The 24,449-nt window shown below is 70.5% G+C and carries 30 protein-coding genes, 1 tRNA gene and 1 other RNA gene; 25 read left to right on the top strand and 7 right to left on the bottom strand.

From position 1 onward, the window contains the following. Positions 1 to 66 precede the first annotated feature (66 nt). The 7 genes from AC1Q49_RS02520 (at position 67) to AC1Q49_RS02490 (ending at position 3,757) form a co-directional block, all read left to right on the top strand. Entirely contained in the window at positions 67 to 456 is a 390-nt protein-coding gene (locus AC1Q49_RS02520; protein ID WP_492490831.1) for an ATPase, T2SS/T4P/T4SS family, read from the top strand. Beyond that, entirely contained in the window at positions 453 to 1,310 is an 858-nt protein-coding gene (locus tag AC1Q49_RS02515) for a type II secretion system F family protein (RefSeq protein WP_492490830.1), read from the top strand. The genes AC1Q49_RS02520 and AC1Q49_RS02515 overlap by 4 nt, the downstream gene beginning before the upstream one ends. Then, a complete protein-coding gene (locus AC1Q49_RS02510; protein ID WP_492490829.1) occupies positions 1,307 to 2,233 on the top strand; it encodes a type II secretion system F family protein in 927 nt (308 codons plus the stop codon). The genes AC1Q49_RS02515 and AC1Q49_RS02510 overlap by 4 nt, the downstream gene beginning before the upstream one ends. 63 nt (positions 2,234 to 2,296) lie before the next feature. Next, positions 2,297 to 2,476 carry a hypothetical protein gene (locus AC1Q49_RS02505; protein ID WP_060959349.1) on the top strand — a complete coding sequence of 60 codons (180 nt, stop codon included), beginning with the start codon at positions 2,297 to 2,299 and terminating at the stop codon, positions 2,474 to 2,476. A 12-nt stretch (positions 2,477 to 2,488) separates the two neighbouring features. Further along, positions 2,489 to 2,878: a TadE/TadG family type IV pilus assembly protein gene (locus AC1Q49_RS02500; protein WP_492490828.1), complete on the top strand. Its 390-nt coding sequence runs from the start codon at positions 2,489 to 2,491 to the stop codon at positions 2,876 to 2,878. After that, positions 2,853 to 3,335: a TadE family protein gene (locus tag AC1Q49_RS02495; RefSeq protein WP_492490827.1), complete on the top strand. Its 483-nt coding sequence runs from the start codon at positions 2,853 to 2,855 to the stop codon at positions 3,333 to 3,335. Before AC1Q49_RS02500 ends, AC1Q49_RS02495 begins: the two co-directional genes overlap by 26 nt. Next, positions 3,332 to 3,757 (top strand): pilus assembly protein TadG-related protein, encoded by a 426-nt coding sequence (locus AC1Q49_RS02490; RefSeq protein WP_101306109.1) that lies wholly within the window; start codon positions 3,332 to 3,334, stop codon positions 3,755 to 3,757. Before AC1Q49_RS02495 ends, AC1Q49_RS02490 begins: the two co-directional genes overlap by 4 nt. On the opposite strand, the gene AC1Q49_RS02485 is transcribed toward AC1Q49_RS02490, so the two are convergent. Next, positions 3,750 to 4,421 (bottom strand): DUF6226 family protein, encoded by a 672-nt coding sequence (locus tag AC1Q49_RS02485; RefSeq protein WP_492490826.1) that lies wholly within the window; start codon positions 4,419 to 4,421, stop codon positions 3,750 to 3,752. The two genes, AC1Q49_RS02490 and AC1Q49_RS02485, sit on opposite strands and share 8 nt — an antisense overlap. 35 nt (positions 4,422 to 4,456) lie before the next feature. Next, entirely contained in the window at positions 4,457 to 5,704 is a 1,248-nt protein-coding gene (locus AC1Q49_RS02480; protein ID WP_082734130.1) for an MFS transporter, read from the bottom strand. Positions 5,705 to 5,777: 73 nt separating this feature from the next. On the opposite strand from AC1Q49_RS02480, the gene prfB reads away from it, so the two are divergent. The 4 genes from prfB to smpB all read left to right on the top strand — a co-directional run bounded on the left by prfB (position 5,778) and on the right by smpB (position 9,477). Next, positions 5,778 to 6,890 (top strand): peptide chain release factor 2, encoded by a 1,113-nt coding sequence (gene prfB / locus AC1Q49_RS02475; RefSeq protein WP_060959354.1) that lies wholly within the window; start codon positions 5,778 to 5,780, stop codon positions 6,888 to 6,890. A 90-nt stretch (positions 6,891 to 6,980) separates the two neighbouring features. Beyond that, positions 6,981 to 8,018, top strand: coding sequence for a cell division ATP-binding protein FtsE (gene ftsE, locus AC1Q49_RS02470; protein WP_061781823.1), 1,038 nt, complete (start codon positions 6,981 to 6,983; stop codon positions 8,016 to 8,018). After that, positions 8,015 to 8,929 carry a permease-like cell division protein FtsX gene (gene ftsX, locus AC1Q49_RS02465; RefSeq protein WP_060959356.1) on the top strand — a complete coding sequence of 305 codons (915 nt, stop codon included), beginning with the start codon at positions 8,015 to 8,017 and terminating at the stop codon, positions 8,927 to 8,929. The genes ftsE and ftsX overlap by 4 nt, the downstream gene beginning before the upstream one ends. Positions 8,930 to 9,000: 71 nt before the next feature. Beyond that, positions 9,001 to 9,477 carry an SsrA-binding protein SmpB gene (gene smpB / locus AC1Q49_RS02460; RefSeq protein ID WP_060959357.1) on the top strand — a complete coding sequence of 159 codons (477 nt, stop codon included), beginning with the start codon at positions 9,001 to 9,003 and terminating at the stop codon, positions 9,475 to 9,477. Between the two features lie 65 nt (positions 9,478 to 9,542). Here smpB and AC1Q49_RS02455 read toward each other — a convergent pair whose 3' ends face one another. Beyond that, positions 9,543 to 10,199, bottom strand: coding sequence for an SIMPL domain-containing protein (locus AC1Q49_RS02455; protein WP_492490825.1), 657 nt, complete (start codon positions 10,197 to 10,199; stop codon positions 9,543 to 9,545). An 84-nt stretch (positions 10,200 to 10,283) separates the two neighbouring features. On the opposite strand from AC1Q49_RS02455, the gene ssrA reads away from it, so the two are divergent. Then, positions 10,284 to 10,653, top strand: a transfer-messenger RNA (tmRNA) gene (ssrA, locus tag AC1Q49_RS02450). A gap of 84 nt (positions 10,654 to 10,737) precedes the next feature. Here ssrA and AC1Q49_RS02445 read toward each other — a convergent pair. Next, positions 10,738 to 11,337: a nitrate ABC transporter substrate-binding protein gene (locus AC1Q49_RS02445; protein ID WP_492490824.1), complete on the bottom strand. Its 600-nt coding sequence runs from the start codon at positions 11,335 to 11,337 to the stop codon at positions 10,738 to 10,740. A gap of 20 nt (positions 11,338 to 11,357) precedes the next feature. Then, positions 11,358 to 12,197, bottom strand: a complete 840-nt coding sequence (locus tag AC1Q49_RS02440; protein ID WP_492490823.1) for an inositol monophosphatase family protein — start codon at positions 12,195 to 12,197, stop codon at positions 11,358 to 11,360. Between the two features lie 114 nt (positions 12,198 to 12,311). On the opposite strand from AC1Q49_RS02440, the gene AC1Q49_RS02435 reads away from it, so the two are divergent. The 4 genes from AC1Q49_RS02435 to AC1Q49_RS02420 all read left to right on the top strand — a co-directional run bounded on the left by AC1Q49_RS02435 (position 12,312) and on the right by AC1Q49_RS02420 (position 13,919). Continuing rightward, positions 12,312 to 12,384 (top strand) — tRNA-Lys (locus AC1Q49_RS02435). 211 nt (positions 12,385 to 12,595) lie between these two features. Continuing rightward, positions 12,596 to 12,796 (top strand): hypothetical protein, encoded by a 201-nt coding sequence (locus AC1Q49_RS02430; RefSeq protein WP_492490822.1) that lies wholly within the window; start codon positions 12,596 to 12,598, stop codon positions 12,794 to 12,796. Positions 12,797 to 12,806: 10 nt separating this feature from the next. After that, positions 12,807 to 13,082: a hypothetical protein gene (locus AC1Q49_RS02425; protein WP_492490821.1), complete on the top strand. Its 276-nt coding sequence runs from the start codon at positions 12,807 to 12,809 to the stop codon at positions 13,080 to 13,082. Positions 13,083 to 13,475: 393 nt separating this feature from the next. Continuing rightward, positions 13,476 to 13,919 carry a hypothetical protein gene (locus tag AC1Q49_RS02420; protein WP_205282800.1) on the top strand — a complete coding sequence of 148 codons (444 nt, stop codon included), beginning with the start codon at positions 13,476 to 13,478 and terminating at the stop codon, positions 13,917 to 13,919. 55 nt (positions 13,920 to 13,974) lie between these two features. Here AC1Q49_RS02420 and AC1Q49_RS02415 read toward each other — a convergent pair whose 3' ends face one another. Both AC1Q49_RS02415 and AC1Q49_RS02410 read right to left on the bottom strand, forming a co-directional pair. Continuing rightward, positions 13,975 to 15,210, bottom strand: coding sequence for an MFS transporter (locus tag AC1Q49_RS02415; RefSeq protein WP_492490820.1), 1,236 nt, complete (start codon positions 15,208 to 15,210; stop codon positions 13,975 to 13,977). Further along, positions 15,207 to 15,638 carry a MarR family winged helix-turn-helix transcriptional regulator gene (locus AC1Q49_RS02410; protein WP_101306185.1) on the bottom strand — a complete coding sequence of 144 codons (432 nt, stop codon included), beginning with the start codon at positions 15,636 to 15,638 and terminating at the stop codon, positions 15,207 to 15,209. The genes AC1Q49_RS02415 and AC1Q49_RS02410 overlap by 4 nt, the downstream gene beginning before the upstream one ends. A 155-nt stretch (positions 15,639 to 15,793) precedes the next feature. On the opposite strand from AC1Q49_RS02410, the gene AC1Q49_RS02405 reads away from it, so the two are divergent. The 9 genes from AC1Q49_RS02405 to AC1Q49_RS02365 are packed head-to-tail and all read left to right on the top strand — an operon-like array spanning position 15,794 to position 24,433. Beyond that, the gene (locus AC1Q49_RS02405) at positions 15,794 to 17,002 is read left to right on the top strand and encodes a substrate-binding domain-containing protein (RefSeq protein WP_492490819.1); all 1,209 of its coding nucleotides are present in this window, start codon (positions 15,794 to 15,796) and stop codon (positions 17,000 to 17,002) included. 25 nt (positions 17,003 to 17,027) lie between these two features. Beyond that, a complete protein-coding gene (locus AC1Q49_RS02400; protein WP_492490818.1) occupies positions 17,028 to 17,816 on the top strand; it encodes an ABC transporter ATP-binding protein in 789 nt (262 codons plus the stop codon). Continuing rightward, positions 17,813 to 18,523, top strand: coding sequence for an ABC transporter ATP-binding protein (locus AC1Q49_RS02395; protein ID WP_191008465.1), 711 nt, complete (start codon positions 17,813 to 17,815; stop codon positions 18,521 to 18,523). The genes AC1Q49_RS02400 and AC1Q49_RS02395 overlap by 4 nt, the downstream gene beginning before the upstream one ends. Beyond that, the gene (locus AC1Q49_RS02390) at positions 18,520 to 19,395 is read left to right on the top strand and encodes a branched-chain amino acid ABC transporter permease (RefSeq protein WP_101306188.1); all 876 of its coding nucleotides are present in this window, start codon (positions 18,520 to 18,522) and stop codon (positions 19,393 to 19,395) included. Before AC1Q49_RS02395 ends, AC1Q49_RS02390 begins: the two co-directional genes overlap by 4 nt. Continuing rightward, complete coding sequence (locus AC1Q49_RS02385; protein WP_492490817.1) at positions 19,392 to 20,534, top strand: branched-chain amino acid ABC transporter permease; 1,143 nt, start codon at positions 19,392 to 19,394, stop codon at positions 20,532 to 20,534. Before AC1Q49_RS02390 ends, AC1Q49_RS02385 begins: the two co-directional genes overlap by 4 nt. A gap of 22 nt (positions 20,535 to 20,556) precedes the next feature. After that, positions 20,557 to 22,119 carry a class I adenylate-forming enzyme family protein gene (locus tag AC1Q49_RS02380; protein ID WP_492490838.1) on the top strand — a complete coding sequence of 521 codons (1,563 nt, stop codon included), beginning with the start codon at positions 20,557 to 20,559 and terminating at the stop codon, positions 22,117 to 22,119. Then, entirely contained in the window at positions 22,106 to 22,783 is a 678-nt protein-coding gene (locus AC1Q49_RS02375) for a TetR/AcrR family transcriptional regulator (RefSeq protein WP_101306191.1), read from the top strand. Before AC1Q49_RS02380 ends, AC1Q49_RS02375 begins: the two co-directional genes overlap by 14 nt. Next, positions 22,776 to 23,528 (top strand): 3-hydroxybutyrate dehydrogenase, encoded by a 753-nt coding sequence (locus AC1Q49_RS02370; protein WP_101306192.1) that lies wholly within the window; start codon positions 22,776 to 22,778, stop codon positions 23,526 to 23,528. Before AC1Q49_RS02375 ends, AC1Q49_RS02370 begins: the two co-directional genes overlap by 8 nt. Then, on the top strand, positions 23,513 to 24,433 hold the full coding sequence (locus AC1Q49_RS02365; protein ID WP_492490816.1) for an alpha/beta fold hydrolase: 921 nt from the start codon (positions 23,513 to 23,515) through the stop codon (positions 24,431 to 24,433). The genes AC1Q49_RS02370 and AC1Q49_RS02365 overlap by 16 nt, the downstream gene beginning before the upstream one ends. Positions 24,434 to 24,449: the final 16 nt, after the last annotated feature.

Below are 24,449 nucleotides of genomic sequence, written 5' to 3'. Positions count from 1 at the left end.
GGCGGGAGGAAGGGCGACTACTCCGAAAGTGAGCACTCACAACACTGCGCAGACGCAAGAAGGAGGTTGCACCAGACGGGCTCCGTGAGCCTGCGGCGTCTGGTCAAGGAGGCGCTGCGCATGCGCCCCGATCGCGTCATCGTCGGCGAGGTCCGCGATGCCGAAGCCCTCGATCTCCTGCTCGCCCTGCACACGGGCGTGCCCGGAGCCGCGACGATCCACGCCAACTCGGCGGCCGACGCCCTCGCACGCCTGGCGACGCTGCCCCTGCTGGCGGGGCGCAACATCGATGCCGCGTTCGTCCAGCCCGCGATCGCGACGGGTGTGGACCTCGTGGTGCACTGTCGCCGGGCACCCGACGGAGAGCGGTTCGTCGAAGAGATCATCGAGACGACCGGAGCGGTCTCGGCGGGGGTCGTGGAGACGCACGTGCTCTACCGCGGGGCGCGCGCGTGACCGTCTTCTGGGGTGCGCTCCTGGCGGCGGGCCTGCTGCTCGCGCTGTCGCCCTGGCTGTGGCCGCTGACCGCCCGCGCGGAGCGCGCCGGCTCCGAGGGGCCGATCGCCCGGCTGCTGCAGGAAGCGGGCTTCGCGCACGCCTCCGTGGGCCGTCCCGTGCTGATCGGCGCCGTCCTCGCCGCCGTCGGCGCGTCGCTCGCGTGGGTGATCACGGGGCTGGGCGCCGTGGCTCTCGTCGCCGCAGTGGCGGCCGGCGCGGCGCCGTTCTCCTGGCTGCGCGCACGGGTGCGCCGACTGCGGCGCTCACGCCGCGCGCTCTGGTCGGACGTCTGCGACCTGCTGATCTCCTCGGCGCGCGCCGGCACGTCGCTGCCGGATGCCGTGTCCGCCCTCGCCGTGAACGGACCCCCGCCGCTGCGACCGGCGTTCGAGCGGTTCCGCGCCGACATGGCGGCATCGGGACACTTCGATTCCAGCGCCCGGCGGTTGAAAGCGGCACTGGGCGATCCCGTCGCCGATCGCATCATCGAGACGCTGCGGATGGCACGGCGAGTGGGAGGCACGGAGCTCACCGGCGTGCTGCGCGCACTCTCGGCATCCGTGCGTGCCGACGCGATGCTCCGCGCCGAGGTCGAGGCGCGTCAGTCGTGGGTGCGCGGCGCGGCCGTCGTCGGTGTCGTCGCGCCGTGGATCGTGCTCGGCCTGCTCGCCCTGCGGCCCGAGGGAGCAACCGCCTACGGCAGTGCGGCGGGGATCGCGGTCGTCATCGGCGGTGCGGTGGTGTCGGTGTGCGCGTACCGGCTCACCCTCCGCATCGGGCGCCTGCCCGAGCCCCGGCGGTGGTTCGCATGAACGTCGTCAGCCTCGCGGCATCCGCGGTGATCCTCGGCGCCGCGCTCGGCACGGGGCTGCTGCTGGCGCTCGGGCGGATGCCCCGGTGGGCGGCCCCGTCGTTGACGAGGCGTGTCGCGCCCTATCTCCGCGACATCGCCGATCCGCGGGGTCTCACGCCGCTTCCCTCCACCACGGTCACCTCTCCCTGGCGGCTCACCCGCGACCGCCTCGCCTCGACCTGGGTGGGCGTGGGCGGAGCAGGCACCGTCGCCCGCCGCCTGCGACAGTCCGGATGGGCGCAGGACGTCGTCGCCTTCCGTGCGACCCAGCTCGGTTGGGCCGTCGGTGGCCTCGCGATCGGCGCCGTCGTCGTGGTGATGCTGTCGATCGTGGGACGCGGCGCGCCGGCTCTCGCCCTGGTGCCGCCGCTGCTGGCCGCCGCGGGCATCGTCGGATGCGACAACCGCCTCAGCCGGGCGGCGCGCGCGCGGATCACGCGTGTCGAGGAGGAGCTGCCGACGGTGCTGGAGTTCCTGGCCCTGTGTCTGGCCGCCGGTGAGGGCCTGCGCGATGCCCTGCGGCGCGTCGGCGAGGTGGGGTCGGGCGTGCTCACGGCCGAACTGCGCGGGGCGGTGCTTGCCAGCGGCACCGGGTCGAGCCTGCCCGACGCGCTGCTGGCGGTGTCGAAAGGGCTCGACGTGCCCGCGCTCTCGCGCGCGGTCGAGCACCTGGTCGCCGCGATGGACCGCGGGGCCCCGCTCGCGCACGTCCTCCAGGAGCAGGCCGTCGACGCGCGAGAGGACGCCAAACGGGGGCTGCTGGAGATGGCCGGCCGCAAGGAGATCCTCATGCTCCTGCCGCTCGTGTTCCTGATCCTGCCGCTGTCGGTGCTGTTCGCGATCTTCCCGGGCATCGTGATGCTGCGCCTCGGCGTCGGCTGACCGCGCGCGGGGGAGCTGTGGATAATTCCCCCGCCGACGCGCGTATCTCGCGACACTCGAGGCATGGCCGGTTCACAGCGATCCTCTGTCCGCGATCTCGCCGAGGACGAGACGGGAGACGTTCCCGGCTGGGTGCTGGTCACACTGATGACCGCCGGCTTGGTGGTCGCGATCTGGACGCTCGCCGGGCCCGCGCTGGCCGACCTGTTCGAGCAGGCGCTCAGCCGCGTCTCCGGATTCTGATCGGAGCGCGCGATGCACGCGTTGCGCGATGACGAACGCGGCTCCAGCACCGTGGAGTTCGTTCTCGTCGGAACGCTCCTGACGCTCCTCACCCTCGGTGTGCTGCAGCTCGCGCTCGCCGTCTACGTCCGCAACGTCGTGCACGACGCCGCGGTGGAGGGCGCCTACTTCGGCGCGCTCGCCGACACGGATGCCGCGGCCGGCGCGACCCGCACCGCACAGCTGATCGAGACCGCCGTCGGCGCCGGCATCGCCGCGGAGGTCACCGCCGCCGACACGGACTCGGCCCGCGGCCCGGAGGTCGAGGTGCGCGTCGTCGCGACACTGCCGCTGGTCGGCTTCCTCGGCGTTCCCGCGGGATGGGAGGTGACGGCTCGTGCCCCGCGCGAGAGCTTCGACTGATCCCGCGCGCCGCAGCCGGCGTGTGCTGACCGACGAGGGCGGCTCGGCATCCCTGGAGTTCATCACGGTCGGGCTCATCCTGCTCGTTCCCCTCGTCTATCTCATCGTCGCCCTCGGAACCGTCCAGTCGCAGGCGCTCGGCGTCGAGACCGCGTCCCGGCAGCTCGCACGCACGATCGCGTCGGCGCCCGACGCCGCGACCGCAGAACTGCGTGCCCAGCGCGTGCGGGAGGCGATCGCCGCCGAGTACGGCATCGATCCGTCGCGCATCGACGTGCAGGTGCGGTGCTCGACGCCCGGTCCGTGCCCGGCGGCGGGGGCGGTGGTGTCGGTGACCGTCGCCACGGAGGTGGCGCTCCCACTCGTGCCGCCCGTGTTCGGTCTCGACCAGGTGTCCCGCGTGCCGGTCACGGCGACGGGGGTCCAGAAGGTCTCGCGTTATGGGGCGCAACCGTGAGAGCGCTCGCTGCGGCCTGCCGCGACGACGAGGGCGGCAGCGTCCTGGTGCTCGCGCTCGGCTACGCCGTGATCGCGATCGTCCTCGTGCTCGTCTGCGTCGACGCGAGCAGCCTCTACCTCGCCCAGAAGCGCCTGGATGCCGCGGCCGACGCGGCCGCTCTCGCCGGTGCCGACGGCTTCACGCTGTCGACCGACGGGGGCGTGCCCGCCGCGCGCCTGACCGACGCCGGCGTGTACGCGCAGGCCGCCGACCTGCTCGCCGCCGTGGGGACGGCGGAGCTGGTCGCGGCATCCGCGCCGGACGGCGTCTCGGCCCGGGTCACCGTGGCCACCACCTGGCATCCACCGGTGCTCACGCTGTTCGTGCCGGACGGATGGCCGCTGCAGGCCACCGCGACGAGCCGCACGGCTCTCAGATAGCGGAGGCGCCCTCCGCGGCGGGCCGGCGGCGCGGCCACGCGGCCCATCCTGGCGGCAGCTCATCGAGAACGCGCTCCGCCGCGGCGAGACGGTCCGGAGGGAGGGTGATCGCGCTCGAGGAGCCCCCGGACGACCCGGTCGGGTATCGCAGCCGGTACCACGCCGTCGGTGCGCCGCCCCGGTGATCGACGCTTTCGCCGTAGTCGCCGGAGACGATGGCGACGACGTGCTCTTCCAGGTCGTCGGCCTCGCTCTGCCAGGTCGTGTCGCAGGCGTCGCACCCGCACTGAGGGAAGGGGAAGTCGTGCAGCACACCCGCGTGGAGCAACAGTCCGGGGAAGGCGGTGAAGACGAACGTCAGCGGAGCGGAGGCCGGATCCCGCGGGCGTACGCGCACGGCGCGCGGCACCTCCCAGCTCGGGGGAGCCAGGAGGTCTGCGACGACGCCGTCGCCCTCCTCGATCTCGACGTCGTACGTGTCGCGCAGGTGCTCGATGAGTGCCGCCGCGACCGCGTGCAGCGGCGCGTACCGCTCCGGGTGCGCGGTGACGGAGTACGCCTCGTCCGGAGGTGAACCCTCCCACCGCCGGCCGTACTCGATGACCTCGCCGTCCGCGTCGACGAACACCTGCGGCTCGATCGACGGGCGGGCGTAGGCGCTCATGCCGTCATCCTGCCGCAGGCCGCCGCGGTGCGCACTCACCGTTCGCGCGGGACGAACCGGGGCACCCAGCGGATGAAGCCCGCCGCGCCCGCCAGCCCGATCACACCGATCACGCCGGTGGCCACCGACAGTGACACCGCCGCCGCCACGGCCGACACGAGCAGCGGGGCGATCGCGCCGCCGGCATCCGTGAGCGTGCGCCACGACCCGAGGAACGCCGCCGGATCGTCCTGCGGGGCGACGTCGGCGCCGAGGGTCAGCAGGATGCCGCTCGACAATCCGTTGCCCACGCCGAGCACCGCGGCGAACAATGCGAACCACATCGCCGCCTGCGACAGGTCGTGCGTGAAGGCCAGGGCGAGGAAGCCCGAGCCCATCAGCACCATCGCGGGAAGCGCCGCCCACAGTCGGCCGAAGCGGTCCATCACCTGCCCGCTCGCGTAGAAGAGCGCGAAGTCGATCGCGCCGGAGATGCCGACCACGAGCGCGATCGTCTGGGCGTCGAGCCCGATCGACACGCCCCACAGCGGCAGCACCACCTGACGCGCCGAGCGCACCGCCGACAGCGACGCGGCCGCCAGCCCCAGCCGCGACAGCACGCCCCGATAGCGCCACATCGTGCGGAACACCCCAACGCGCTCGGGGACGGGGATCGATCCGGTCACGGGCTCGCCGGTGTCCTCCGCGAGCCGCGAGTCGCCGGTGGTGGTCGTCCGGGGCAGCGGCGCGGCATCCTCGGGGTCGGGCCCGAAGACGAGCAGAGCGATCGTGGCGACGAGGCACGCGCCGAAGAACCACACCGTGGAGTGCTCGTCCTGGAAGATCGCGATGAGCGCGGCGGCGATGAAGGGCCCCACGAACATGCCGAGCCGGAACGTGCCTCCCAGCAGCGACAACGCCCGAGCGCGGTACGCCAGGGGCACGCGCGTCGTCATGAACGAGTGGCGCGCGAGGCCGAACGCGGCCGCGCAGAAGCCGATGAGGAACACGGCGGCGGCCAGCACCGGCAGGCTCGGGGCGAACAGCATCCCCGTCACGCCGCCGATCGCGAGCACGCCGCCGATGATCATCGTCAGCCGCTCGCCGATGCGGCCCACCGCCCAGCCGGCCGGGATGTTGCCGCACAGCTGGCCGACGACGAGAGCGGATGCCACGAGTGCGGCCGTCGGCACGTCGGCGCCGAGCTGCGCCGCGATCACCGGGAACAGCGGCACCACCGCGCCCTCGCCGAGCGCGAAGAGCACGGTCGGACCGTAGATCATCGGGGCGAGACGCCAGAGCATCGGCCCCATGCCGGGCGCGGACGCGGGGTCGGGCATGCGGGAGCTCACCCGATCCACGTTAGTCTGGAGTGTCATGCTTGATTTCGATCCTTCCGCCGACATCCAGGCGCTGCGTTCCACCTTCTCCGACATCCAGGCGGTGGTCGACGTCGAGGGGCTGCGCGCGGAGATCGCGCGACTGTCGGAGGAAGCCGGCGCCCCCGACCTCTGGGACGACGTCGAGAAGGCGCAGAAGGTCACCAGTGCGCTCAGCCACCGCCAGGCCGACCTCAAGCGCGTCGCCGATGTCGAGCAGCGCCTCGACGACCTCGACGTGCTGGTCGAGCTCGCCCACGAGATGGACGACGAGGACACCGCCGAAGAGGCACGCCGCGAGATCGCCGCGCTCCAGGACGTCATCGGCCAGCTCGAGGTGCAGACGCTCCTGGACGGCGAGTACGACGACCGTCCCGCCGTCGTGACGATCCGCTCGGGCGCGGGCGGCGACGACGCCACGGACTTCGCCGAGATGCTGCTGCGCATGTATCTGCGCTGGGCCGAGCGGCACAAGTACTCCGTGAAGGTGATGGACACCTCCTACGCCGAGGGCGCGGGCATCAAGTCGGCGACCTTCGAGGTCGACGCGCCCTACGCGTACGGCACCCTCTCGGTCGAGGCGGGAACGCACCGTCTCGCCCGTATCAGCCCGTTCGGCGGCGCCGACAAGCGCCAGACGTCCTTCGCCGCGGTCGAGGTCATCCCCGCGCTCGAAGAGGCCGTCGAGGTCGAGGTGCCCGAGAACGACATCCGCGTCGACGTGTTCCGCTCGTCCGGCCCCGGCGGACAGTCCGTCAACACCACCGACTCGGCCGTGCGCATCACCCACCTTCCGACCGGCCTCGTCGTCTCGATGCAGAACGAGAAGAGCCAGATCCAGAACCGTGCGGCCGCCATGCGGGTGCTCCAGACCCGTCTGCTCCTCCTCAAGCGCGAGGAGGAGGCGGCCAAGAAGAAGGAGCTCGCCGGCACGATCACGGCGAGCTGGGGCGACCAGATGCGCTCCTACTTCCTCTACGGTCAGCAGCTCGTCAAAGACCTCCGCACCGGCTACGAGGTCGGAAACCCCGCCGTCGTCTTCGACGGCGACCTCGACGGTCTCATCGCCGCCGGCATCCGGTGGCGCAAGCGCAAGGACGCCGACGACTGATCAGCTCCGCGATCACCCGCGGCGTGCAGTCGACACGCGGCGAGTGTCGCACCCGGCATCCGACGGGCGTCGACGTAGGCTCGTCGAGTCATGATCCGGTTCGAGCACGTCACCAAGAAATACCGAGGGACCAGCAAGCCGGCGCTGAGCGACGTCGACTTCGAGGTGCAGCGCGGGGAGTTCGTCTTCCTCGTGGGCGCGTCCGGCTCGGGGAAGTCGTCCTGTCTGCGTCTGATCCTGCGGGAGGACGGCCCGAGCGAGGGCCGCGTCGTCGTGCTCGGTCGCGACCTGAAGACGCTGTCCACGCGCAAGGTCCCCTATTTCCGCCGACACATCGGCTCGGTCTTCCAGGACTTCCGGCTGCTGCCCAACAAGACCGTCTTCCAGAACGTCGCCTTCACGCTGCAGGTCATCGGATCGTCGCGAGGGTTCATCCAGCAGGCGGTGCCCGAGGCGCTCGCCCTCGTGGGCCTCGACGGCAAGGAGAAGCGACTGCCGCACGAGCTCTCCGGCGGTGAGCAGCAGCGCGTCGCGATCGCGCGGGCGATCGTGAACCGCCCGCAGATCCTCCTGGCCGACGAGCCCACCGGCAACCTGGATCCCGCGACCTCCATCGGGATCATGCAGTTGCTCGCACGCATCAACGCCGGCGGCACCACGGTGGTGATGGCGACCCACGAAGCGGGCTTCGTCGATCAGATGAAGCGGCGCGTCATCGAGCTGCGCGGCGGCGTGATGATGCGCGACGACCGTCACGGCGGCTACGGCGACACGTCGTCGCTGCCGTCGCTCACCCCGCAGGCGGAGAAGGGTGCCGCCGCGACCGCGGCGTTCAGCGCCGTGCTCGAGCTGCAGCGCGAGATCGCGCAGGCGCCCGTCGAGCCCGTTCCCGCCCCGCCGACGGTGGATGCCGCGGCATCCGTCCCCGCCGAGCGCACCCCGCCCGTGCAGCGGCCCGCGGCCGACGCCGCCGAGCCGGCCCCCACGACGAGACCGATCGCGATCAACGCCCCGGACGTCGACCTCGGCCAGCTCGGCCTCGGTGACATCGACCTCGGCAGGCTCGGCGTGGCCGATCGCCTCCGCCGCGAGACCGACGAGAACGACGAAGTGGGACCGACCTCATGAGGATGCAGCTGATTCTCGCGGAGGCGCTCACGGGGCTCCGCCGCAACGCGTCGATGGTCATCTCCGTCGTGCTCGTCACGTTCGTCTCGCTGACGTTCGTGGGTGCGGCGATGCTGATGCAGATGCAGATCGGCAAGATGCGCGACTACTGGGTCGATCGCGCGCAGGTGTCGATCCTGATGTGCCGTGACGACTCCACCGCGACGACCTGCGCAGACGGCGCGGCGACCCAGGAGCAGATCGATCAGGTCTCCGAACGGCTGTCGAGCTCGGCTCTCGGCGGCGTGGTCCGCGACGTGCGCTACGAGTCCGCCGACGAGGCCTACCAGAACCTCATCGACCTCTACGGCGACGAGTACAAGGACTACGTCACCCCCGCGCAGCTCGGCGAGACCTACTGGGTCGGGCTGGTCGATCCCGGGAAGGCGGATGTCATCACCGAGGCCTTCCAGGGCATGGACGGCGTCGAGGGCGTCAAGAACCAGATGCAGTACCTCGAACCGCTCTTCTCGGCGCTGACGATCGCGACCTACATCGCGGTCGGCATCGCCGTGCTCATGCTGATCGCCGCGGTCCTGCTCATCGCCACCACGATCCGCCTGTCCGCCTATGCGCGACGGCGGGAGGTGGGGATCATGAGACTCGTCGGCGCCTCGAACAGATTCATCCAGACGCCGTTCATCCTCGAGGGCGTCTTCGCGGCCTTCATCGGGTCGGTGATGGCGGGGGCGGCGATCGTCGTCGGCGTGCACTTCGGTGTGGGGGAGTACCTCAAGGGACGCGTGACCTTCATCACCAACTGGGTGAACATGGGGGATGCCGCGATCGTCATCCCTCTGATCATCGTCATCGGCCTGGTCCTCGCGGCACTGTCCGCGGGCTTCGCGATCCGCCGGTGGCTGCGGGCGTGAGATAGACTGACGGGCTGCCGTGTCCGCGGCATCCCGTCGCATTCGGCGGACCACACGACGAAGGATCAGCCATGCCCAGGGAACGCGGGGAGAAGGTCATCGCGACCAACCGTCGCGCGCACCACGACTACACCATCGAGAAGACGTACGAGGCGGGCCTCGTGCTGACCGGGACCGAGGTGAAGTCGCTGCGTCAGGGGCGGGCCAATCTGACCGACGGATACGCGTACATCGACGGCGGGCAGGCGTTCCTCGACGCGGTCCACATCCCCGAGTATTCGCAGGGTCACTGGACCAACCACGCTTCGAAGCGCACGCGGAAGCTCCTCCTGCACAAGGAGGAGATCGTCAAGCTGTCGCACGCCGTCAGCGCGGGCGGCTACACGCTCGTCCCCCTGAAGCTGTACTTCTCCGACGGCCGCGCGAAGGTCGAGATCGCGGTGGCGAAGGGCAAGCGCGAGTACGAGAAGCGCCAGACCATCCGCGAGCGTGAGGACAAGCGCGAAGCCGAGCGGGCGATGCGCAGCCGCAACCTGCGCGGCGAGTAATCGCCGACGGCCGGGCGTTTCGACTCGGCGCTCGGCGCCTGGCTCGACGACCGAGGGTGCGCCCGTTACCGGGCGGTGAAGCGGGCCTCCACCCCGGCGGAGACGACGATCTCCTCGGGGCGGAGCTCGACGGCCGCGCCGGCGGAGTCGAACGCGGCGGCCTTCGCCATCATTCGCGGGGCCCCGGGCGCGGTCGCCGATCCGAGCAGTCCGAGGTCGGCGATCTCGACCGGGGTGACCTCGTGGCGCCCGATGGCCGCCGCGTAGGCGGTGGCGCGGTCGACGGCGACGGCCACCGCATCCGTCGCGACCTCGCGCTCCAGGCGCGCCCGCGTCGCCGGGGTGAGCTGCCACTCGATCGCGCCCACCTGCAGGCCATCGGTCAGGGCGATGTCGTTCAGCCAGTCCGACAGGTCGGTGGGGTCGACGAAGGTCGCGGTGAACTCGACGGCGGCGTGGTGCACGAGGTCCAGCTGGCGTCCCTCGTTGTTCCATGGACGATCGGCCCACACCGACAGGCGCTGGCTCGACCACTCCGCGACCGCCCCCGTCGCGGCACGCGCGGCGAGCTCGCCTCGAAGCGGCTCGGCGAGTGCCGAGACGCGCTCGATGACGGCGGTGCGTTCCGGGCCGTCGGCGGTCGCGGTGACGTGCGCGACCGCCCGCTCCGGAAGCACACGGGCATGGCTCTCGCCGCGGACGGTGATCGTGACATCGGTCATGGGGTAAACTGTAATGCTCGGGTGCCTTCGGCATCCGGTGACAACTCCACAGCGTGACAGTGGCTCATTCGCCGCAAGGCACACGGGGCTGATCGGTTTCGACAGCGTCTGTGAATCTGCGAGAAGCGGGCCGAGGATGCAGGGTTATCTCGTAAACGATCTCTGCAAAACTACAAGTGCCGAATCCAAGCGCACTGACTTCGCCCTCGCTGCCTAAGCGAGCCCGATAGTCCGTCAGACCGTGTGTGACCCCGCCACGGACCCTGGCGTCATCTAGGGGTCTTGCTGTGTGACGGCGCCTGGACGTCACGCGGGACTCTTCCCAGGCTGGGCTCGTCGACTTAGGTGTCTGTGACAAAGGTCGGAGCCGAGCAGAACGTCTGCACAGACTGCGCCCGGAGAAGACGCAGTATCTCAGCGTTGGACGGGGGTTCGATTCCCCCCAGCTCCACGACGTCACTGTCACCGCCGAAGGCCCCGGCATCCGTTTCGATGGATGCCGGGGCCTTCGTCGTGGGAGAGCCGGGTGGCCGCGTCGTCAGCCGGCGGTGGCGGGGATGAGCAGCAGGTTCTGCTTCGTGTCGGAGACGGCGACCCAGCCGTCGCCGAACTGATACGTCATGCCGTAGCCGTCGGCATCCGTCGTGAGCGCACGAGCGGAGTCCTGCGTGATGTAGAAGCCGTCGTCGGAGGGCTCGCGGCGCCACCCCTCCTGCACGAGCTGCTCCGCGATCGTCTCCGCCTCGTCCGCGGTGATCGCCGACCAGCCGAACTCGATCAGGTTCCCCGACGCCACCGAGTAGTTCGCCCAGGTGCAGATGAGACCGCCGTCCAGCGCCGAGCTGGGCGGCTGGGTCTCGAACGTGAACGGGGTCTGCTTGAACGTCCATCCCTTGCTCTTGAACTCGGCGAGCGTGTCGGGATCGATCATGCCCTCGCAGCTGTCGGTCGACCCGGAGGACGCCGACGCGTCCGGCGTCGGCTCCGGAAGGGCCCCGGTGGGCGTGGGCGAGACCGCGTTGCCGGTCGTCGTGGGATCGGCGGCGGACGGCGCGGCGGAGGCGCACCCCGTGAGCACCAGCGCCGTGGCGAGGGCCAGAGCCGGAAGGGTGAGGGGCGCGAAGCGAGAACGTGTCATCGGTGGGGGGTCCGATCGGATCAGCGGGCGGCGGGGGAGGCGCCGAGGAGGATGAGGAAGTCGTCGTGCAGGCGCCCATTGGTCGCCAGGGACGAGCGCGACGCGATCGAGTCGGCGCCGTCGATGTCGGTGAAGCGCCCGCCGGCCTCGTGCACGATCGGCACGAGCGCGGCGATGTCGTACTCCTTCACGCCGAACTCGGCGACGAACTCGAGGCGACCCTCGGCGAGCAGCATGTAGGGCCACGTGTCGCCGTAGCCGCGGTCGCGCCAGACGGCACGGCTGAGGCGCAGCAGGTCGTCGGTTCGGCCGACCTCGTCCCACTGGGCGATGGACTGGAAGCTCACGCTCGCATCCGCGACGCTCGCCACGCTCGAGACCCCGAGTCGGCGGCTACCGCCGTCGGGGGTGTTCGTCCACGCGCCGTGACCGGATGCCGCCCACCAGCGCCGGCCGAGTGCCGGCTGGCTCGCGACGCCGACGCGCGGCACGCCGTCGATCGCGAGCGCGATGAGGGTCGTCCACATCGGGATGCCCTTGAGGTAGTTGGCCGTGCCGTCGATCGGGTCGATGATCCACTGCCGCGTCTCGTCGCCCGAGGCGCCGTACTCCTCGCCCAGGATGCCGTCGTGCGGCCGCTGCGTCGACAGCAGGTCGCGCAGGGCCCGTTCGGTGGCGAGATCCGCCTCGGTCACGTGCGACGCGTCGGCCTTGAGCTGGATGTCGAGATCGGCGGCGTCGAAGCGCGCCATCGTCACGGCATCCGCCGCGTCGGCGAGTCGCAGCGCGAGCTGCAGGTCGTCGGTGAGGTCACCGTCGAAGGGCGTGCTCCAGGGAGACGCGGTGGCGGGGGAGGTCACACACTCAAGGATACGCGCCGCGGTCGTCTCGATTCGCGGTGAGCCTTTCGGGATGGTAACGTTGTCCCTCGGTTCGCCAGTGATCTTCTCGAGGATCCGGCGGCCGAACGGAACGCACCTCTAGCTCAATCGGCAGAGCAACTGACTCTTAATCAGTGGGTTCTGGGTTCGAGTCCCAGGGGGTGCACTTCACCAGAAACGGTCTCCGCGGAAGCGGGGGCCGTTTCTGCGTTAACCCCTCTGCGAACCACTCCAGGGGCTGGCCCGTAGGCCCCAGCGGTTCGATCCAACATTCAGGTGTATGGATCTCGGCTTTCACGCCAGACGGCATCCCGAGCGTTGTGGGGCGCGTCCCGTGCAGCCTGACGGTTCCTGCCGCCCGCCGCTAGTGTGCATTCATGACCGAAATTACGAACGGGCAGTCTGCCAAGCATCAACTCGCCACAGCGATCAGCAGCGCTCTTGCGAAGGCTGCCGGAACGTACCCCGGAGTGCAGAAAGCGCACGACGAAGCGGGGGGACTCATCGCGGAGGCTGTCGACAGACTTATTGCGTATCACGTGGCCGGGACCACCGACGAGCCATACGTGCGCGATTGACTCAGTACGCATGACCTGGCTCCTGGTCGTAATGGTGGCGCTCTCGGTTGTGCTGCCCTTGATTGGTTTGTTCAGACTCTGGATCTTGAGTTCGCGAGAAGTCGATCAACTCGCAACGGGGGAGAGTGCCAACGAGATCGCCTACATGGGTGGGATCGGTCGTGTTGCTCGCGTTCGCGAGAGTGCTCGGCGTAGCCATCACAACATCACCCTTGATTTCGCTTTTGTTGGAGCCGGGGTTGTGCTCGGTGGGGCCGCATCGATCATTCAGCTGCTGTGGACCTGAGTGGCGCTGTGCCCGCTGGCTAGTTGGAATGACTTCGGAATCTCGATTTGGCCCGGGGTGGGCTGAGAAGGAGGCGAGGCCCGCCTGCGACGATGCGGGGAAATCTGCATACGCGCCAACTCGTCATTCACCATCGCCTCCCAAGAGCCGGTCACAGCTGCACCGCCTCGGCGATCAGCAGCAGCTGGTGGGCAAGCTCGAACGAGTCGTCATCGAGATCCCAGACCCTGAAACAGTGGGTTCTGGGTTCGAGTCCCAGGGGGTGCACCACCGAGACAGTCCCTCGATCGCAAGGTCGGGGGACTGTCTGCGTTGTGACGCCGACGACGGTCGCGAGTTACTGACGGCGCTGCGCATCACGGCGGTGCGAACCGCGTCGATACGCTCGATTGCATGGGCTTCTCGCCTCTGGGTCTCGTGCTCAGCATCGCTCTGTTCGCGCCCAGCCTCCTGCTCGTACGGTTTCCGCCGCGCCCCGCGCCGACGAGCGTCGGGGTCCCGCGCGGCGTGGTCGCGCTGGAGCGTGTGGGGCAGGTGCTGTGCGTGACGGTGCCGGTCATCACCGTCGGCGGGGACGTGCGCTGGTGGTGGGCCCTGCCGGTGTCGCTGCTGGTCGTCGCCTACTGGGCGCTGTGGATCCGCTTCGTCGCCGGCGGGTGCCGACTGGATCTCCTCTTCGGCCCCGTGTGGGGCGTTCGCGTGCCGATGGCCGTGCTTCCCGTCGCCGCGTTCCTCGCCGGTTCCACGTGGCTCGCCAATCCGTGGATGGCGGTCGCCGCCGTCGTGCTCGCGGCGGGGCACCTCCCGAGCTCGCTGTTCACGGCGCGGTCGCTGTGAGGCGGATGCGTCGGCCCGATGAGGGCGATCAGCGCCGACGCATCCCCCACCACCCTTACGCGGCGTCGCCGACGAGCACCGCGGCGGCCTCCTCCGCGGCATCCGCGTCGTGGGCGTCGATGCGGGCCAGCGCCCGCCGGCCGATCAGGATGGTCGCCGCGGAGATCAGCACCGAGACGGCGGCGAACACGAACGGCACCGAGGCGTTGAACGCGTGCCACAGGGCGGCGGCGATCGGGGGAGCGGCGGCTCCGCCGAGGAAGCGCACGGCGGAGTACGCCGACGACGCCACCGAGCGCGGCAGGTCGGTCGCCTCCATCACCGACTCGGTGAGGATCGTGTTCATCAGACCCAGCAGCAGACCGCCGACGATGATGCAGGTCACCAGCCCCGCGGGGGAGGTGACGACGACGGCGGCGACGAGCAGATCGATCGCCAGCAGCGGCAGCACCACCAGCATGGCCGTGCTGCGGGACAGGCGACGCAGCAGGATCGGAGCCACCCACACGCTCGTCACGGCGAGGGCCACGCCCCAGCCGAAGAAGGTCAGACCGATGCCCATCGCGCCGAATCCGAGCGGGAACGGCGAGAAGGCCAGCAGCACGAAGAACCCGATGTTGTAGAACAGCGCCGCGATCGCGAGCACTGCGAGCGCGGGCTGGCGCAGCGCCTGGAACGGCGCCGACAGCTTCACGGGTGTGCGCTTCTCCTCGCCGCCGCGCAGCAGCACGAGCACGGCGATGAAGGCGATCGCCATCAGCGCGACGACACCGAAGAACGGGCCGCGCCAGCTGATCTCCCCCAGGATGCCGCCGAGCAGCGGTCCGATCGCGATGCCCAGACCGAGCGCCGCCTCGTACAGGATGATCGCCGCGGCACTGCCGCCCGAGGCTGCGCCGACGATCGTGGCGAGAGCGGTCGAGATGAACAGGGCGTTGCCCAGACCCCATCCGGCGCGGAAGCCGATGACGGCGTCGACGCTGCTGGCCAGGGCGCACAGCAGGGCGAACACGACGATGAGGCCGAGGCCGATCAGCAGGGTCGCCTTCGTGCCGATGCGTGATGAGATCCAGCTCGTGACGAGCATCGCCAGGCCGGTGACCACCAGGTAGCTCGTGAACAGCAGCTCGGTCTCGACGGGGCTCGCCTGCAGCGACTCGGCGATGGCGGGAAGGATCGGGTCGACTAGACCGATGCCCATGAAGGCGATCACGCACGCGAACGCGACGGCCCACACCTGCGCGGGCTGACGCCAGATGCTGACGCGGGAGGATGCGGGGGAGGCGCTCATCGGGCGACCTCCGCGACCCGCGTGCGGGCATCGACGATGTCGGCGGCGCGACGGATCGTCGCCCACTCCTGCTCGTCCAGGTCGGCGAAACGCGGCGCGAGGGCGGCGCTCAGCACCCGCAGCCACTCGTCGAGGGCGCTCATCCCGGCATCCGTCGCCGACACGAGAGTGGCGCGCGAGTCGCCCGGGTCGGTGGTGCGCTCGACGAGCCCGGCCTCGGCCATCTGCGTGACCAGCCGCGTCATGCCGGGCTGGGTGACGCGACTGAGCGTCGCGAGATCGCCGATGCGGAGGGGACCGTTGTCGCGGAGCAGGACGAGGGTCCGCCACTGGGCGGCGGGGGCTTCGGTGCGGGTCTCGAGCGACGCGACGCGGGTGAGCGCGTGCGCGCCGACGAGCAGCCGCAGGATGTCGTCGGTGTGTTGCATATCCTCAGTATATATCGGAGGTATGGAAAGGGGTGGGTTACCGGATCGTGACCACCGGCTCGCTCGCGGTGTTTGACATCGGGGGGCGACCTGAACATGATGGCAGTACCTGAATCAGTTCTCAGGTCTTCCTTCCAATGGTGAAAGGCACGCACATGCGGGTTACGAAGAAGTTGCTCCACGCGAGTTTTGTGGCCGTCGTCGCGACGACGGCCATCGCTCTGTCGGCCTGCGCGCCGCAGGACGGGGCCGCAGGCGGCGGCTCGACCGAGGGCTCCGGCCCGGCCGAGATCACGGTGGGCGTCGTCACCAGCGAGACGGGCCCCCTCGCCAGCTACGGCAAGCAGTACCTCGACGGCTTCAAGGCCGGGCTCGACTATGCGACCGACGGCTCGAACGAGGTCGACGGCACGAAGATCACCGTCGACTACCGCGACGACGCGGGCGACCCCGACACCGCCGTCGGCGCGGTCAAGGAGCTCATCGGCCAGGGTGTCACCCTCCTCGCCGGCAGCGCCTCGTCGGGTGTCGCCGCCGCCGTCGCAGAGCAGGCCGGTCAGAACAAGGTGCTCTTCATCTCGGGCCCCGCCGCCGCCGATGCGCTCACCGGCGTCAACGCCTACACGTTCCGCAGCGGTCGGCAGTCGGCGCAGGACGTCGCCACGGCCGGCACGTTCCTCGGCGACCTCAACGGCAAGACCGTCACCGTGTTCGCGCAGAACACCGCGTTCGGCAAGGGTAACGAGGCGGCCGTCCAGGCGATCCTCGGGGCGAAGGGGGCGACCGTGAACAGCGTGCTCGTCGCCGAGGACGTCACCGAGTTCACACCGTTCGCGCAGCAGGTGCTCGCCGCGAAGCCCGATCTCGTCTTCGTCGCGTGGGCCGGCGCCACCTCGGGGGCGATGTGGCAGGCGATGAGCCAGCAGGGCGTGCTCGACGCCGTCCCCGTCGTCACGGGCCTCGGCGACTCCGCCACCTTCGGGGCGTACGGCGCGGCATCCGAGAAGATCAAGTTCCTCAACTACTACTTCCCGGGCGCGCCCGACAACGAGGTCAACACCGCCATGGTCGACGCGGTGACCACGGCCGGGGGCACTCCCGACCTGTTCACCCCGGACGGCTTCAACGCGGCCCTGATGGTCGTGCAGGCGGTCAAGGAGGGCAAGGGTGACGTCGAGGCGATGGTCAAGAGCCTCGAGGGCTTCACCTTCCAGGGCCCCAAGGGCTCGCTGACCGTGCGTGCCGGCGATCACGCGCTGATCCAGGACATGTACCAGGTCAAGCTCGTCGCGTCCGGCGGCAACTTCGCTCCCGAACTGGTCGACACCGTCCCCGCGGACGAGGTCGCACCGGCCGAGAAGTGACCGGAACGAAGCGAGGCGCACCCGCATGAGCACCCCCGTCCCGTCCGCGCTGTCGATCGAAGGCCTCGGCCTGCAGATCGGCGGAGCCACCATCCTGAAAGACGTCGACCTCGACATCGCGCCCGGCAGCACCGTCGGCGTGATCGGTCCGAACGGCGCCGGCAAGACCACGCTGTTCAACGTGATCTCCGGCGTCACCCGGCCCACCTCCGGTCGCATCCTGATGGATGGCGTCGACATCACCCGCGCGTCGGTTCCGCAGCGCGCGCGGGCGGGACTGGGGCGCACGTTCCAGACCTCGAGCCTGTTCCCACGCCTGAGCGTGCTGGAGAACGTACGCCTGGCCGCGCAGGTCGGTCTCGGCGGCAACTACTCGCTGCTGCGGTTTCCCCGCCGGACGGATGCCGCGACCGCCCTCGCCCTCGAGCAGCTCGTCAAGGTGGGTCTCACCCACAAGCTCGACACCGCCGCCGGCGACATCTCGCACGGCGACAAGCGCAAGCTCGAGATCGCGGTGCTGCTGGCCACCGAGGCGAAGATCGTGCTGCTCGACGAGCCGATGGCGGGCGTCGCGTCGGGCGATGTCGCGGGACTCGTGGACACGATCCGCGCGATGCAGGATGCCACGGGCTGCACGGTGCTGATGGTGGAACACCACATCGACGTGCTCATGGGTTTCGTGCAGAAGGTCGCCGTCATGTATTCCGGGTCGATCATCGCGTTCGACGCGCCCCAGCAGATCATGGAGAACCCCGTGGTGCAGAGCGCCTACCTCGGCCGCACCGGAGAGCCGACGCAGGAGTCGGCCGCATGAGCGCACCGATCCTCACCGTCTCGCACCTGTCGGCATCCATCGCCGGGCAGCAGGTCGTCGAGGACGTGTCCTTCCAGGTCCCGGCGACGGGCATCACCGCCGTCCTGGGCCGCAACGGCGTCGGCAAGACCTCGACGATCCGCGGCATCCTGGGTCTCATCTCGCGTCGCGGCGAGGTGACGCTCGCGGGAGAGCGCATCGACACCCTTCCGACGTATCGCATCGTCCAGCGCGGCGTCGGCTACGTGCCCGAAGACCGGGAGGTGTTCGCCGCTCTCACGGTCGCGGAGAACCTCGCCCTCGCCGAACGCGACAAGAACCCACGACGCGAGTTCGTCGCGGAACTCTTCCCCGACCTCGTCGCCCGCCGCGGCCAGCTCGCGGGCACCCTGTCCGGAGGGCAGCAGCAGATGGTGTCGGTGGCCCGCGCGCTGCTCAACGAGAACCGGATCCTGCTCGTCGACGAGCCGACCAAGGGTCTCGCCCCGAAGATCGTCGGCGAGGTCGCCCAGGCGCTCCAGGAAGCCGCCAAGATCGTCCCGATCCTGCTCGTCGAGCAGAACCTCGACGTCGTCCGCCGCCTCGCCGACGACGCGATCGTCATCGCGGGCGGCCGTGTCGTCCACACCGGAAAGGCCCGCGAGATCCTCGACGACGACGCCCTCACCACCCGCCTCCTCGGCGTCAGCGCGGAGGCCCACGCATGAGCAGCATCGTCCTCATCCTGCTGACCGGTATCGGACTCGGCGCCCTCTACTTCCTGGTCGCGTCGGGGCTCAGCCTCATCTACGGGCTCATGCACGTGCTCAACTTCGCCCACGGCGCGTTCCTCACGCTCAGCGCCTTCATCGGCTGGCAGGTCGCGCAGGCGCTCGGCACCGCCTCGTGGGGCTCGTTCGTCGTCTCGATCCTCGTCGGCGCGCTGGTGGGAGCGGTGTTCGCCACGCTGACCGAGCTGGTGCTCATCCGGCCGCTGTACGAACGCCACATCGAACAGGTGCTCGTCACCGTCGGCCTCTCCTTCGCCGCGGTCGCGCTGTTCGAGGGCATCTGGGGGACGGATGCCGTGAACATCGCCGGTCCCGCCTGGCTCAAGGAGACCACCGAGATCCTCGGCGCCCGCATCCCGAACACCTATTGGGTGCTGATGCTCGCCGCCGCCCTCGTGTTGATCGCCCTGGTGCTGTTCCTGAAGAAGACGCGGTACGGCATGATCATCCGCGCGGGCGTCGAGAACCGGTCGATGGTCACCGCCCTCGGCATCGACGTGCGCCGGAGCTTCACGCTCGTGTTCGCGATCGGAGGCGCGGCGGCCGGCATCGGCGGCGTGCTCGCGATGCACTACACGACGTTCGTCTCGGCCCACCTCGGCGCGACGCTCCTGATCTTCGCCTTCATCGTCACGGTCATCGGCGGGCTCGGCTCGCTGACGGGGGCGGCGATCGCCTCGGTGCTGGTGGCCGTGCTCCAGCAGTTCGCCAACGTGTACCTCAGCGGCACGGGCGACTTCATCGTCGTCGTGCTGCTGGCCGTCGTGCTCCTCGTGCGACCCACCGGCCTCATGGGGAGGAAAGCATGACCGTCACCACCGGGGTCCCCACCCTCATCCCGGGCCGCCGCGGCGCCGCCCTGCCCTTCGTCGTCGGCGCCGCCCTCGTCGTGGTCATGGCCGTGCTGCCGCTGCTGAACATCTCGATCCCCGGCATCCTCCCCGGCGCCACCTACACACCCGGCACGCTCGCACTGCTGTCGCTGTGCATGGTGTTCGCCGCGCTCGCGCTGTCGTACAACCTGCTGCTGGGGACCTCCGGGATGCTGTCGTTCGGTCATGCGCTGTACTTCGGTGCCGGCGCCTACGGGCTGGGCCTCGCGCTGAAGCTCGTCGGCGTGCCGCTGTGGCCCGGGGTGTTCATCGCGCTCGTGGGCGGTCTCGCCATCGCCGCGTTCACCGGCGCGATCTCGATGCGGGTGTCCGGCATCCCGTTCGCGATGGTGACGCTCGCGTTCGCCCAGGCGGGATCGGTGCTCGTCCGCCGCAATCAGGACGTCACGGGCGGTGAGGAGGGGCTGCGTCTGCCCGTCGACCAGATCCCCGCCTGGCTCGTCGGCGTGTCGAACACCCGCAACCTCTACTGGGTGACCCTCGTCGTGCTGGTGATCGTGTACCTGGTGGTGCTGTGGGTCGATCGGTCGCGGCTCGGCCACCTGGCGCAGGCGACGCGCGAGAACGAGCTGCGCGTGCAGGTGCTCGGCCTGCGCCCCTACGCCGCGAAGCTGCTCGTGTTCGTCGCGGCGGCGCTGTGCGCCTCCCTCGCCGGCATCGCCTACATGCTGCTGCAGTCGGGCACGCAGCCCAGCGCCGTCGGCGCCGATCTGACGATCACCGTGCTCGTGATGGTCGTGCTCGGTGGCGTCGGGTTCCGCTGGGGTGCCATCGTGGGCGGCGTGCTCTACACGATCCTCGACCAGCGGCTCACGGTGCTGGCGCGCGCGGAGTGGATCCGCGACCTTCCCGACGTGCTGCGCATCCCGTTGTCGGAGCCGTTGTTCCTGCTGGGCGTACTGTTCATCCTCGTGGTGATGTTCCTGCCCGGCGGCATCGCCGGCACGATCGATGCGGCGGTGCGCCGTCGTCGCGGCGAGCGCTCCCGCTCGCAGCTGCGCCAGATCGACGATGCGGACGACGCCGTCGCCGAGCCCGCGCAGGTGCGCGCGTGAGCGGCGGGAGGGGGCGAGGGTGATGACCGGCGACCTCGACGGCGCGCACACGATCGGCCGCTGGCTCACCGATCGCGCCGGCGGCACGCCCGACCGCACCGCCATCGACGACCGCGGCGTGCGGATCGGCTACGGCGACCTCGAAGCGCGGGCCCGCGAGCTCGCGGCATCCCTCCGTCGCGCGGGCTACGGCCCGGGCGATCGGCTCGCGACGATCACCGGCAACTCGATCGACCACGTCGTGGTGTTCTTCGCCTGCGCGAAGGCGGGCATCGCGATGGTGCCGCTGTCGTGGCGGCTGTCGTCGCGGGAGTTGAGCGAGGCTCTGCTGCATGCGGCCCCGTCGCTCGTGGCGATCGAGGACGAGTACCTCGGTGTGGCGACCGACGCGCTGTCGCGCGTGGCCGCGCCGCCACCGACGGCATTGCTCGGCACGACCGGCATCGAGGCGGCCGTCCCGCCGCGCGGCGATGCGAGCGCGGCCGCGCCCGCCCGCGCCGTGCGCGACGACGATCCGCTTCTGGTCATCTACACCTCCGGCAGCGAGGCGGCGCCGAAGGGTGTCGTCCTGACCCACGCCAACTGCTTCTGGAACAACCTCGCGCTCGCGGGCGTGGCGCAGCTGACCGCCGACGACGTCGTGCTGGCGGTGCTGCCGCAGTTCCACGTGGCCGCCTGGAACTGTCAGCCGCTGCTGGCCTGGTGGGTCGGCGCGACGGTCGTGCTGGAACGCTCGTTCCAGCCGCGGCGTGTGCTGCAGCTGCTCGCCGAGCGGGGTGTGACGGCCATGATGGGCGTGCCCACCCAGTACCGGCTGCTGATCGACGACCCCGGCTTCGGCACCCTCGCCCGCGGGCGGCTGCGTCAGGCGCTCGTCGGCGGCGCGACGATCCCACCGGCGCTCGCGGCGCGGTGGGCGGATGCCGGTGTGCCGCTCACCCAGGGGTACGGCCTGACCGAGGCGGCTCCCAACGTGCTGTGCCTGCCGGCATCCGAAAGCGGTGTCCATCCCGGAGCGGTCGGGCGGCCCTACCCCCACGTCGACGTGCGGGTCGTCGATCCCGACGCGGGCCTCGAGCTGAGCGGGGAGGCGACCGGCGAGCTGTGGGTACGGGGGCCGAGCGTGTTCGCGGGCTACCTCCACGACCCCGCGGCGACCGCGCGGGCGATGACGGGGGACTGGCTGCGCACGGGGGACGTGGTTCACCGCGGCGCGGACGGCGTCTTCCGCATCGTCGACCGCAGGAAGGACATCTTCATCTCCGGTGGCGAGAACGTCGCCCCCGCCGAGGTGGAGCGCGCCCTCCTCCTGCATCCGGCGATCGCGGATGCCGCGGTCGTGGGAGTGCCCGACGACGTATGGGGCGAGCGCGGCGTCGCGTTCGTCGTACGGGCGGAGGGCGCGGCGCTCGGCGCCGACGAGGTGCTCGCCCACGCCCGCGCGGAACTGGCGGGTTTCAAAGTCCCCGTGCGCGTCGCGTTCGTCGACGACCTGCCACGGTCCACGATCGAGAAGCTGGCCCGTTCTCGACTGCGCGCTCGGGCCGCCGACCTGGTGAGAGGAAGTGCTCGTGAGCACAGTTGAGCAGTTCGAGCCCGAAGCGGCCTTCTCCGCGGCCGGGAAACCGCTGACCAAGCGCGGCGAGGCCACCCGTCGCAAGCTCCTGGAAGCCGCGGAGGAGGTCTTCGCCCACCTCGGCTACCACGAGGCGTCGATCGTGAAGATCACGGAGCGCGCGGGGATCGGGCTCGGCACCTTCTATCTCTACTTCGACAGCAAGCAGCAGGTCTTCGAGGAGCTGGTCGTCGATCTCAACCGCCGCGTACGCCACGCGATGGCCGAGGCGATGGCCGACACCGACAACCGCATCGACGCGGAGCGCGCGGGCTTCGAGGGGTTCTTCCGCTTCACCGCCGCCCACCCGGCGCTGTACCGGGTGGTGCGCGAGGCGGAGTTCGTCTCGCCCGAGATGCTGCGGCTGCACTACACGCGCATCGTGGAAGGCTACGAGGCCGGTCTGCGCGCCGCGCAGGCATCCGGTGACGTCGACACCGGGCTCGACCCGGAGGTGACCGCCTGGGCTCTCATGGGCGCCGGTGAGCTGATCGGCATGCGCTTCCTGCTCTGGGAGCGCGATGAGGAGGGGCAGCCTCCGGCGGCGATCCCCGACGCCGTCATCGACGGCATGATGCGCTTCATCCGCAACGCGCTCGCGGCACGCGGCGAGAGGGGACAGGACCATGACTGAGCAGGACCTCGCCGGGCGCCGCGCCGTCGTGACCGGCGGCGCGAGCGGCATCGGCCTCGCCTGCGCCGAGGAGTTCGCGCGCCGGGGCGCGCACGTGGTGATCGCCGACTTCAACGGCGACGCCGCGCAGGAGGTGGCGGAGCGCCTCGGCGGAGAGGCGTGGGTCGTCGACCTCTCCGCGACGGCGGCGCTGGACGACCTCTCGCTGGATGCCGACATCCTCGTGAACAACGCGGGTGTGCAGACCGTCGCGCCGATCACCGAGTTCGCGCCCGAGCGCTTCCGGTTCATGCAGCGGCTCATGGTGGAATCGCCCTTCCTGCTGATCCGCGCCGTGCTGCCCGGGATGTACGAGCGGGGATGGGGACGCATCATCAACATCTCCAGCGCGCACGGCCTGCGCGCCAGCGCCTACAAGTCGGCCTACGTGACCGCCAAGCACGCCCTGGAGGGGCTGTCGAAGGTGACGGCGCTGGAGGGCGGCCCGCACGGGGTGACCAGCAACTGCATCAACCCCGCGTATGTGCGCACGCCCTTGGTCGAGAAGCAGATCGCCGACCAGGCGAGCGTGCACGGCATCCCCGAAGAGGAGGTCGTGGAGAAGATCATGCTCACCGAATCGGTCGTCAAACGCCTGATCGAGCCGGCCGAGGTCGCCTCGCTGGCGGGCTGGCTGGCGAGCGATCACGCCGGGATGGTCACCGGCGCCAGCTACACGATGGATGGCGGATGGACGGCACGATGAGCACCCGCGCGGCGCGCGCCGTCGATGTCGCCGTCCCCGGCGGTTCGCTGCGGGTCGGTGTGTGGGAGGCCGAGCCGGGCGCCCCGACGATCCTCGCCGTCCACGGGGTCACCTCGTCGCACCTCGCGTGGGAGCTGCTCGCCGAGGCGCTGCCGCACGTGAGGATCGTCGCGCCGGACCTGCGCGGTCGAGGTCGCAGCAACGGCGTGCAGGGACCGGCGGGCATGGCGGCGCACGCCGACGATCTGGCCGCCGTCTGCGCGGCGCTGCAGCTCGTGCCCGACCTCGTGGTCGCGCACTCCATGGGCGCGTTCGTGTCGGTGGTGTTCGCGCACCGGCATCCCGACCTCGTCCCGCGTCTCCTCCTCGTCGACGGGGGACTTCCGCTGGTCGCCCCGGCCGACCTGACGCCGGACGAGCTGGTCGCGGCCATCCTCGGGCCGACGGCCGCGCGGCTCTCGCGCCGCTTCGCCGACGTGGACGACTACCTGGCGTTCTGGCGCGGGCACCCCGCGTTCGCGGCCGACTGGTCGCCCGCCCTCGAGCACTACCTCGCGTACGACCTCGACCGCGAGGCCGACGGCTCGTACCGACCGGCGACGAGCTACGCCACCACCGTCGAGGACACCGTCGACATGAACACCCGCTCGACGGTGCGCGACGCCCTCGAGGCGCTCACCGCGCCGACCACCCTCGTCACCGTGCCGCGGGGACTGCAGGACGAGGTGCCGGGGCTGTATCCGCCCGCACACCTCGCCGCACTCCTGCGGACGTATCCGTCGGTGGCGCACGTGGCGTGGCCGGAGTTCAACCACTACACGGTGGTGCTCTCCCACGCCGGTGCCGACCGCCTGGCCGCGCTGGTGGAGGAGCAGCTCGCCGCCGCCGTCCCGCTCACGCCGTAGCTCCGCCGCCCGCGGC

It is taken from the genome of Microbacterium sp. MPR-TSA4 (assembly GCF_058792815.1).
This window is presented reverse-complemented; position numbering and strand designations above follow the sequence as displayed.

Bases quoted from the DNA above. Each gene is read 5' to 3' on its own strand.
- AC1Q49_RS02405 (WP_492490819.1), top strand. From the start codon at position 15,794: ATGCGGGTTACGAAGAAGTTGCTCCACGCGAGTTTTGTGGCCGTCGTC.
- AC1Q49_RS02395 (WP_191008465.1), top strand. From the start codon at position 17,813: ATGAGCGCACCGATCCTCACCGTCTCGCACCTGTCGGCATCCATCGCC.
- AC1Q49_RS02480 (WP_082734130.1), bottom strand. From the start codon at position 5,704: ATGCTCTGGCGTCTCGCCCCGATGATCTACGGTCCGACCGTGCTCTTC.
- AC1Q49_RS02415 (WP_492490820.1), bottom strand. From the start codon at position 15,210: ATGAGCGCCTCCCCCGCATCCTCCCGCGTCAGCATCTGGCGTCAGCCC.
- AC1Q49_RS02500 (WP_492490828.1), top strand. From the start codon at position 2,489: ATGCACGCGTTGCGCGATGACGAACGCGGCTCCAGCACCGTGGAGTTC.
- AC1Q49_RS02365 (WP_492490816.1), top strand. From the start codon at position 23,513: ATGGACGGCACGATGAGCACCCGCGCGGCGCGCGCCGTCGATGTCGCC.
- AC1Q49_RS02420 (WP_205282800.1), top strand. From the start codon at position 13,476: ATGGGCTTCTCGCCTCTGGGTCTCGTGCTCAGCATCGCTCTGTTCGCG.
- AC1Q49_RS02410 (WP_101306185.1), bottom strand. From the start codon at position 15,638: ATGCAACACACCGACGACATCCTGCGGCTGCTCGTCGGCGCGCACGCG.
- AC1Q49_RS02485 (WP_492490826.1), bottom strand. From the start codon at position 4,421: ATGAGCGCCTACGCCCGCCCGTCGATCGAGCCGCAGGTGTTCGTCGAC.
- AC1Q49_RS02445 (WP_492490824.1), bottom strand. From the start codon at position 11,337: ATGACACGTTCTCGCTTCGCGCCCCTCACCCTTCCGGCTCTGGCCCTC.
- AC1Q49_RS02390 (WP_101306188.1), top strand. From the start codon at position 18,520: ATGAGCAGCATCGTCCTCATCCTGCTGACCGGTATCGGACTCGGCGCC.
- AC1Q49_RS02430 (WP_492490822.1), top strand. From the start codon at position 12,596: ATGACCGAAATTACGAACGGGCAGTCTGCCAAGCATCAACTCGCCACA.
- AC1Q49_RS02400 (WP_492490818.1), top strand. From the start codon at position 17,028: ATGAGCACCCCCGTCCCGTCCGCGCTGTCGATCGAAGGCCTCGGCCTG.
- AC1Q49_RS02505 (WP_060959349.1), top strand. From the start codon at position 2,297: ATGGCCGGTTCACAGCGATCCTCTGTCCGCGATCTCGCCGAGGACGAG.
- AC1Q49_RS02370 (WP_101306192.1), top strand. From the start codon at position 22,776: ATGACTGAGCAGGACCTCGCCGGGCGCCGCGCCGTCGTGACCGGCGGC.
- prfB (WP_060959354.1), top strand. From the start codon at position 5,778: ATGCTTGATTTCGATCCTTCCGCCGACATCCAGGCGCTGCGTTCCACC.
- AC1Q49_RS02425 (WP_492490821.1), top strand. From the start codon at position 12,807: ATGACCTGGCTCCTGGTCGTAATGGTGGCGCTCTCGGTTGTGCTGCCC.
- smpB (WP_060959357.1), top strand. From the start codon at position 9,001: ATGCCCAGGGAACGCGGGGAGAAGGTCATCGCGACCAACCGTCGCGCG.
- ftsX (WP_060959356.1), top strand. From the start codon at position 8,015: ATGAGGATGCAGCTGATTCTCGCGGAGGCGCTCACGGGGCTCCGCCGC.
- AC1Q49_RS02510 (WP_492490829.1), top strand. From the start codon at position 1,307: ATGAACGTCGTCAGCCTCGCGGCATCCGCGGTGATCCTCGGCGCCGCG.
- ftsE (WP_061781823.1), top strand. From the start codon at position 6,981: ATGATCCGGTTCGAGCACGTCACCAAGAAATACCGAGGGACCAGCAAG.
- AC1Q49_RS02455 (WP_492490825.1), bottom strand. From the start codon at position 10,199: ATGACCGATGTCACGATCACCGTCCGCGGCGAGAGCCATGCCCGTGTG.
- AC1Q49_RS02385 (WP_492490817.1), top strand. From the start codon at position 19,392: ATGACCGTCACCACCGGGGTCCCCACCCTCATCCCGGGCCGCCGCGGC.
- AC1Q49_RS02380 (WP_492490838.1), top strand. From the start codon at position 20,557: ATGACCGGCGACCTCGACGGCGCGCACACGATCGGCCGCTGGCTCACC.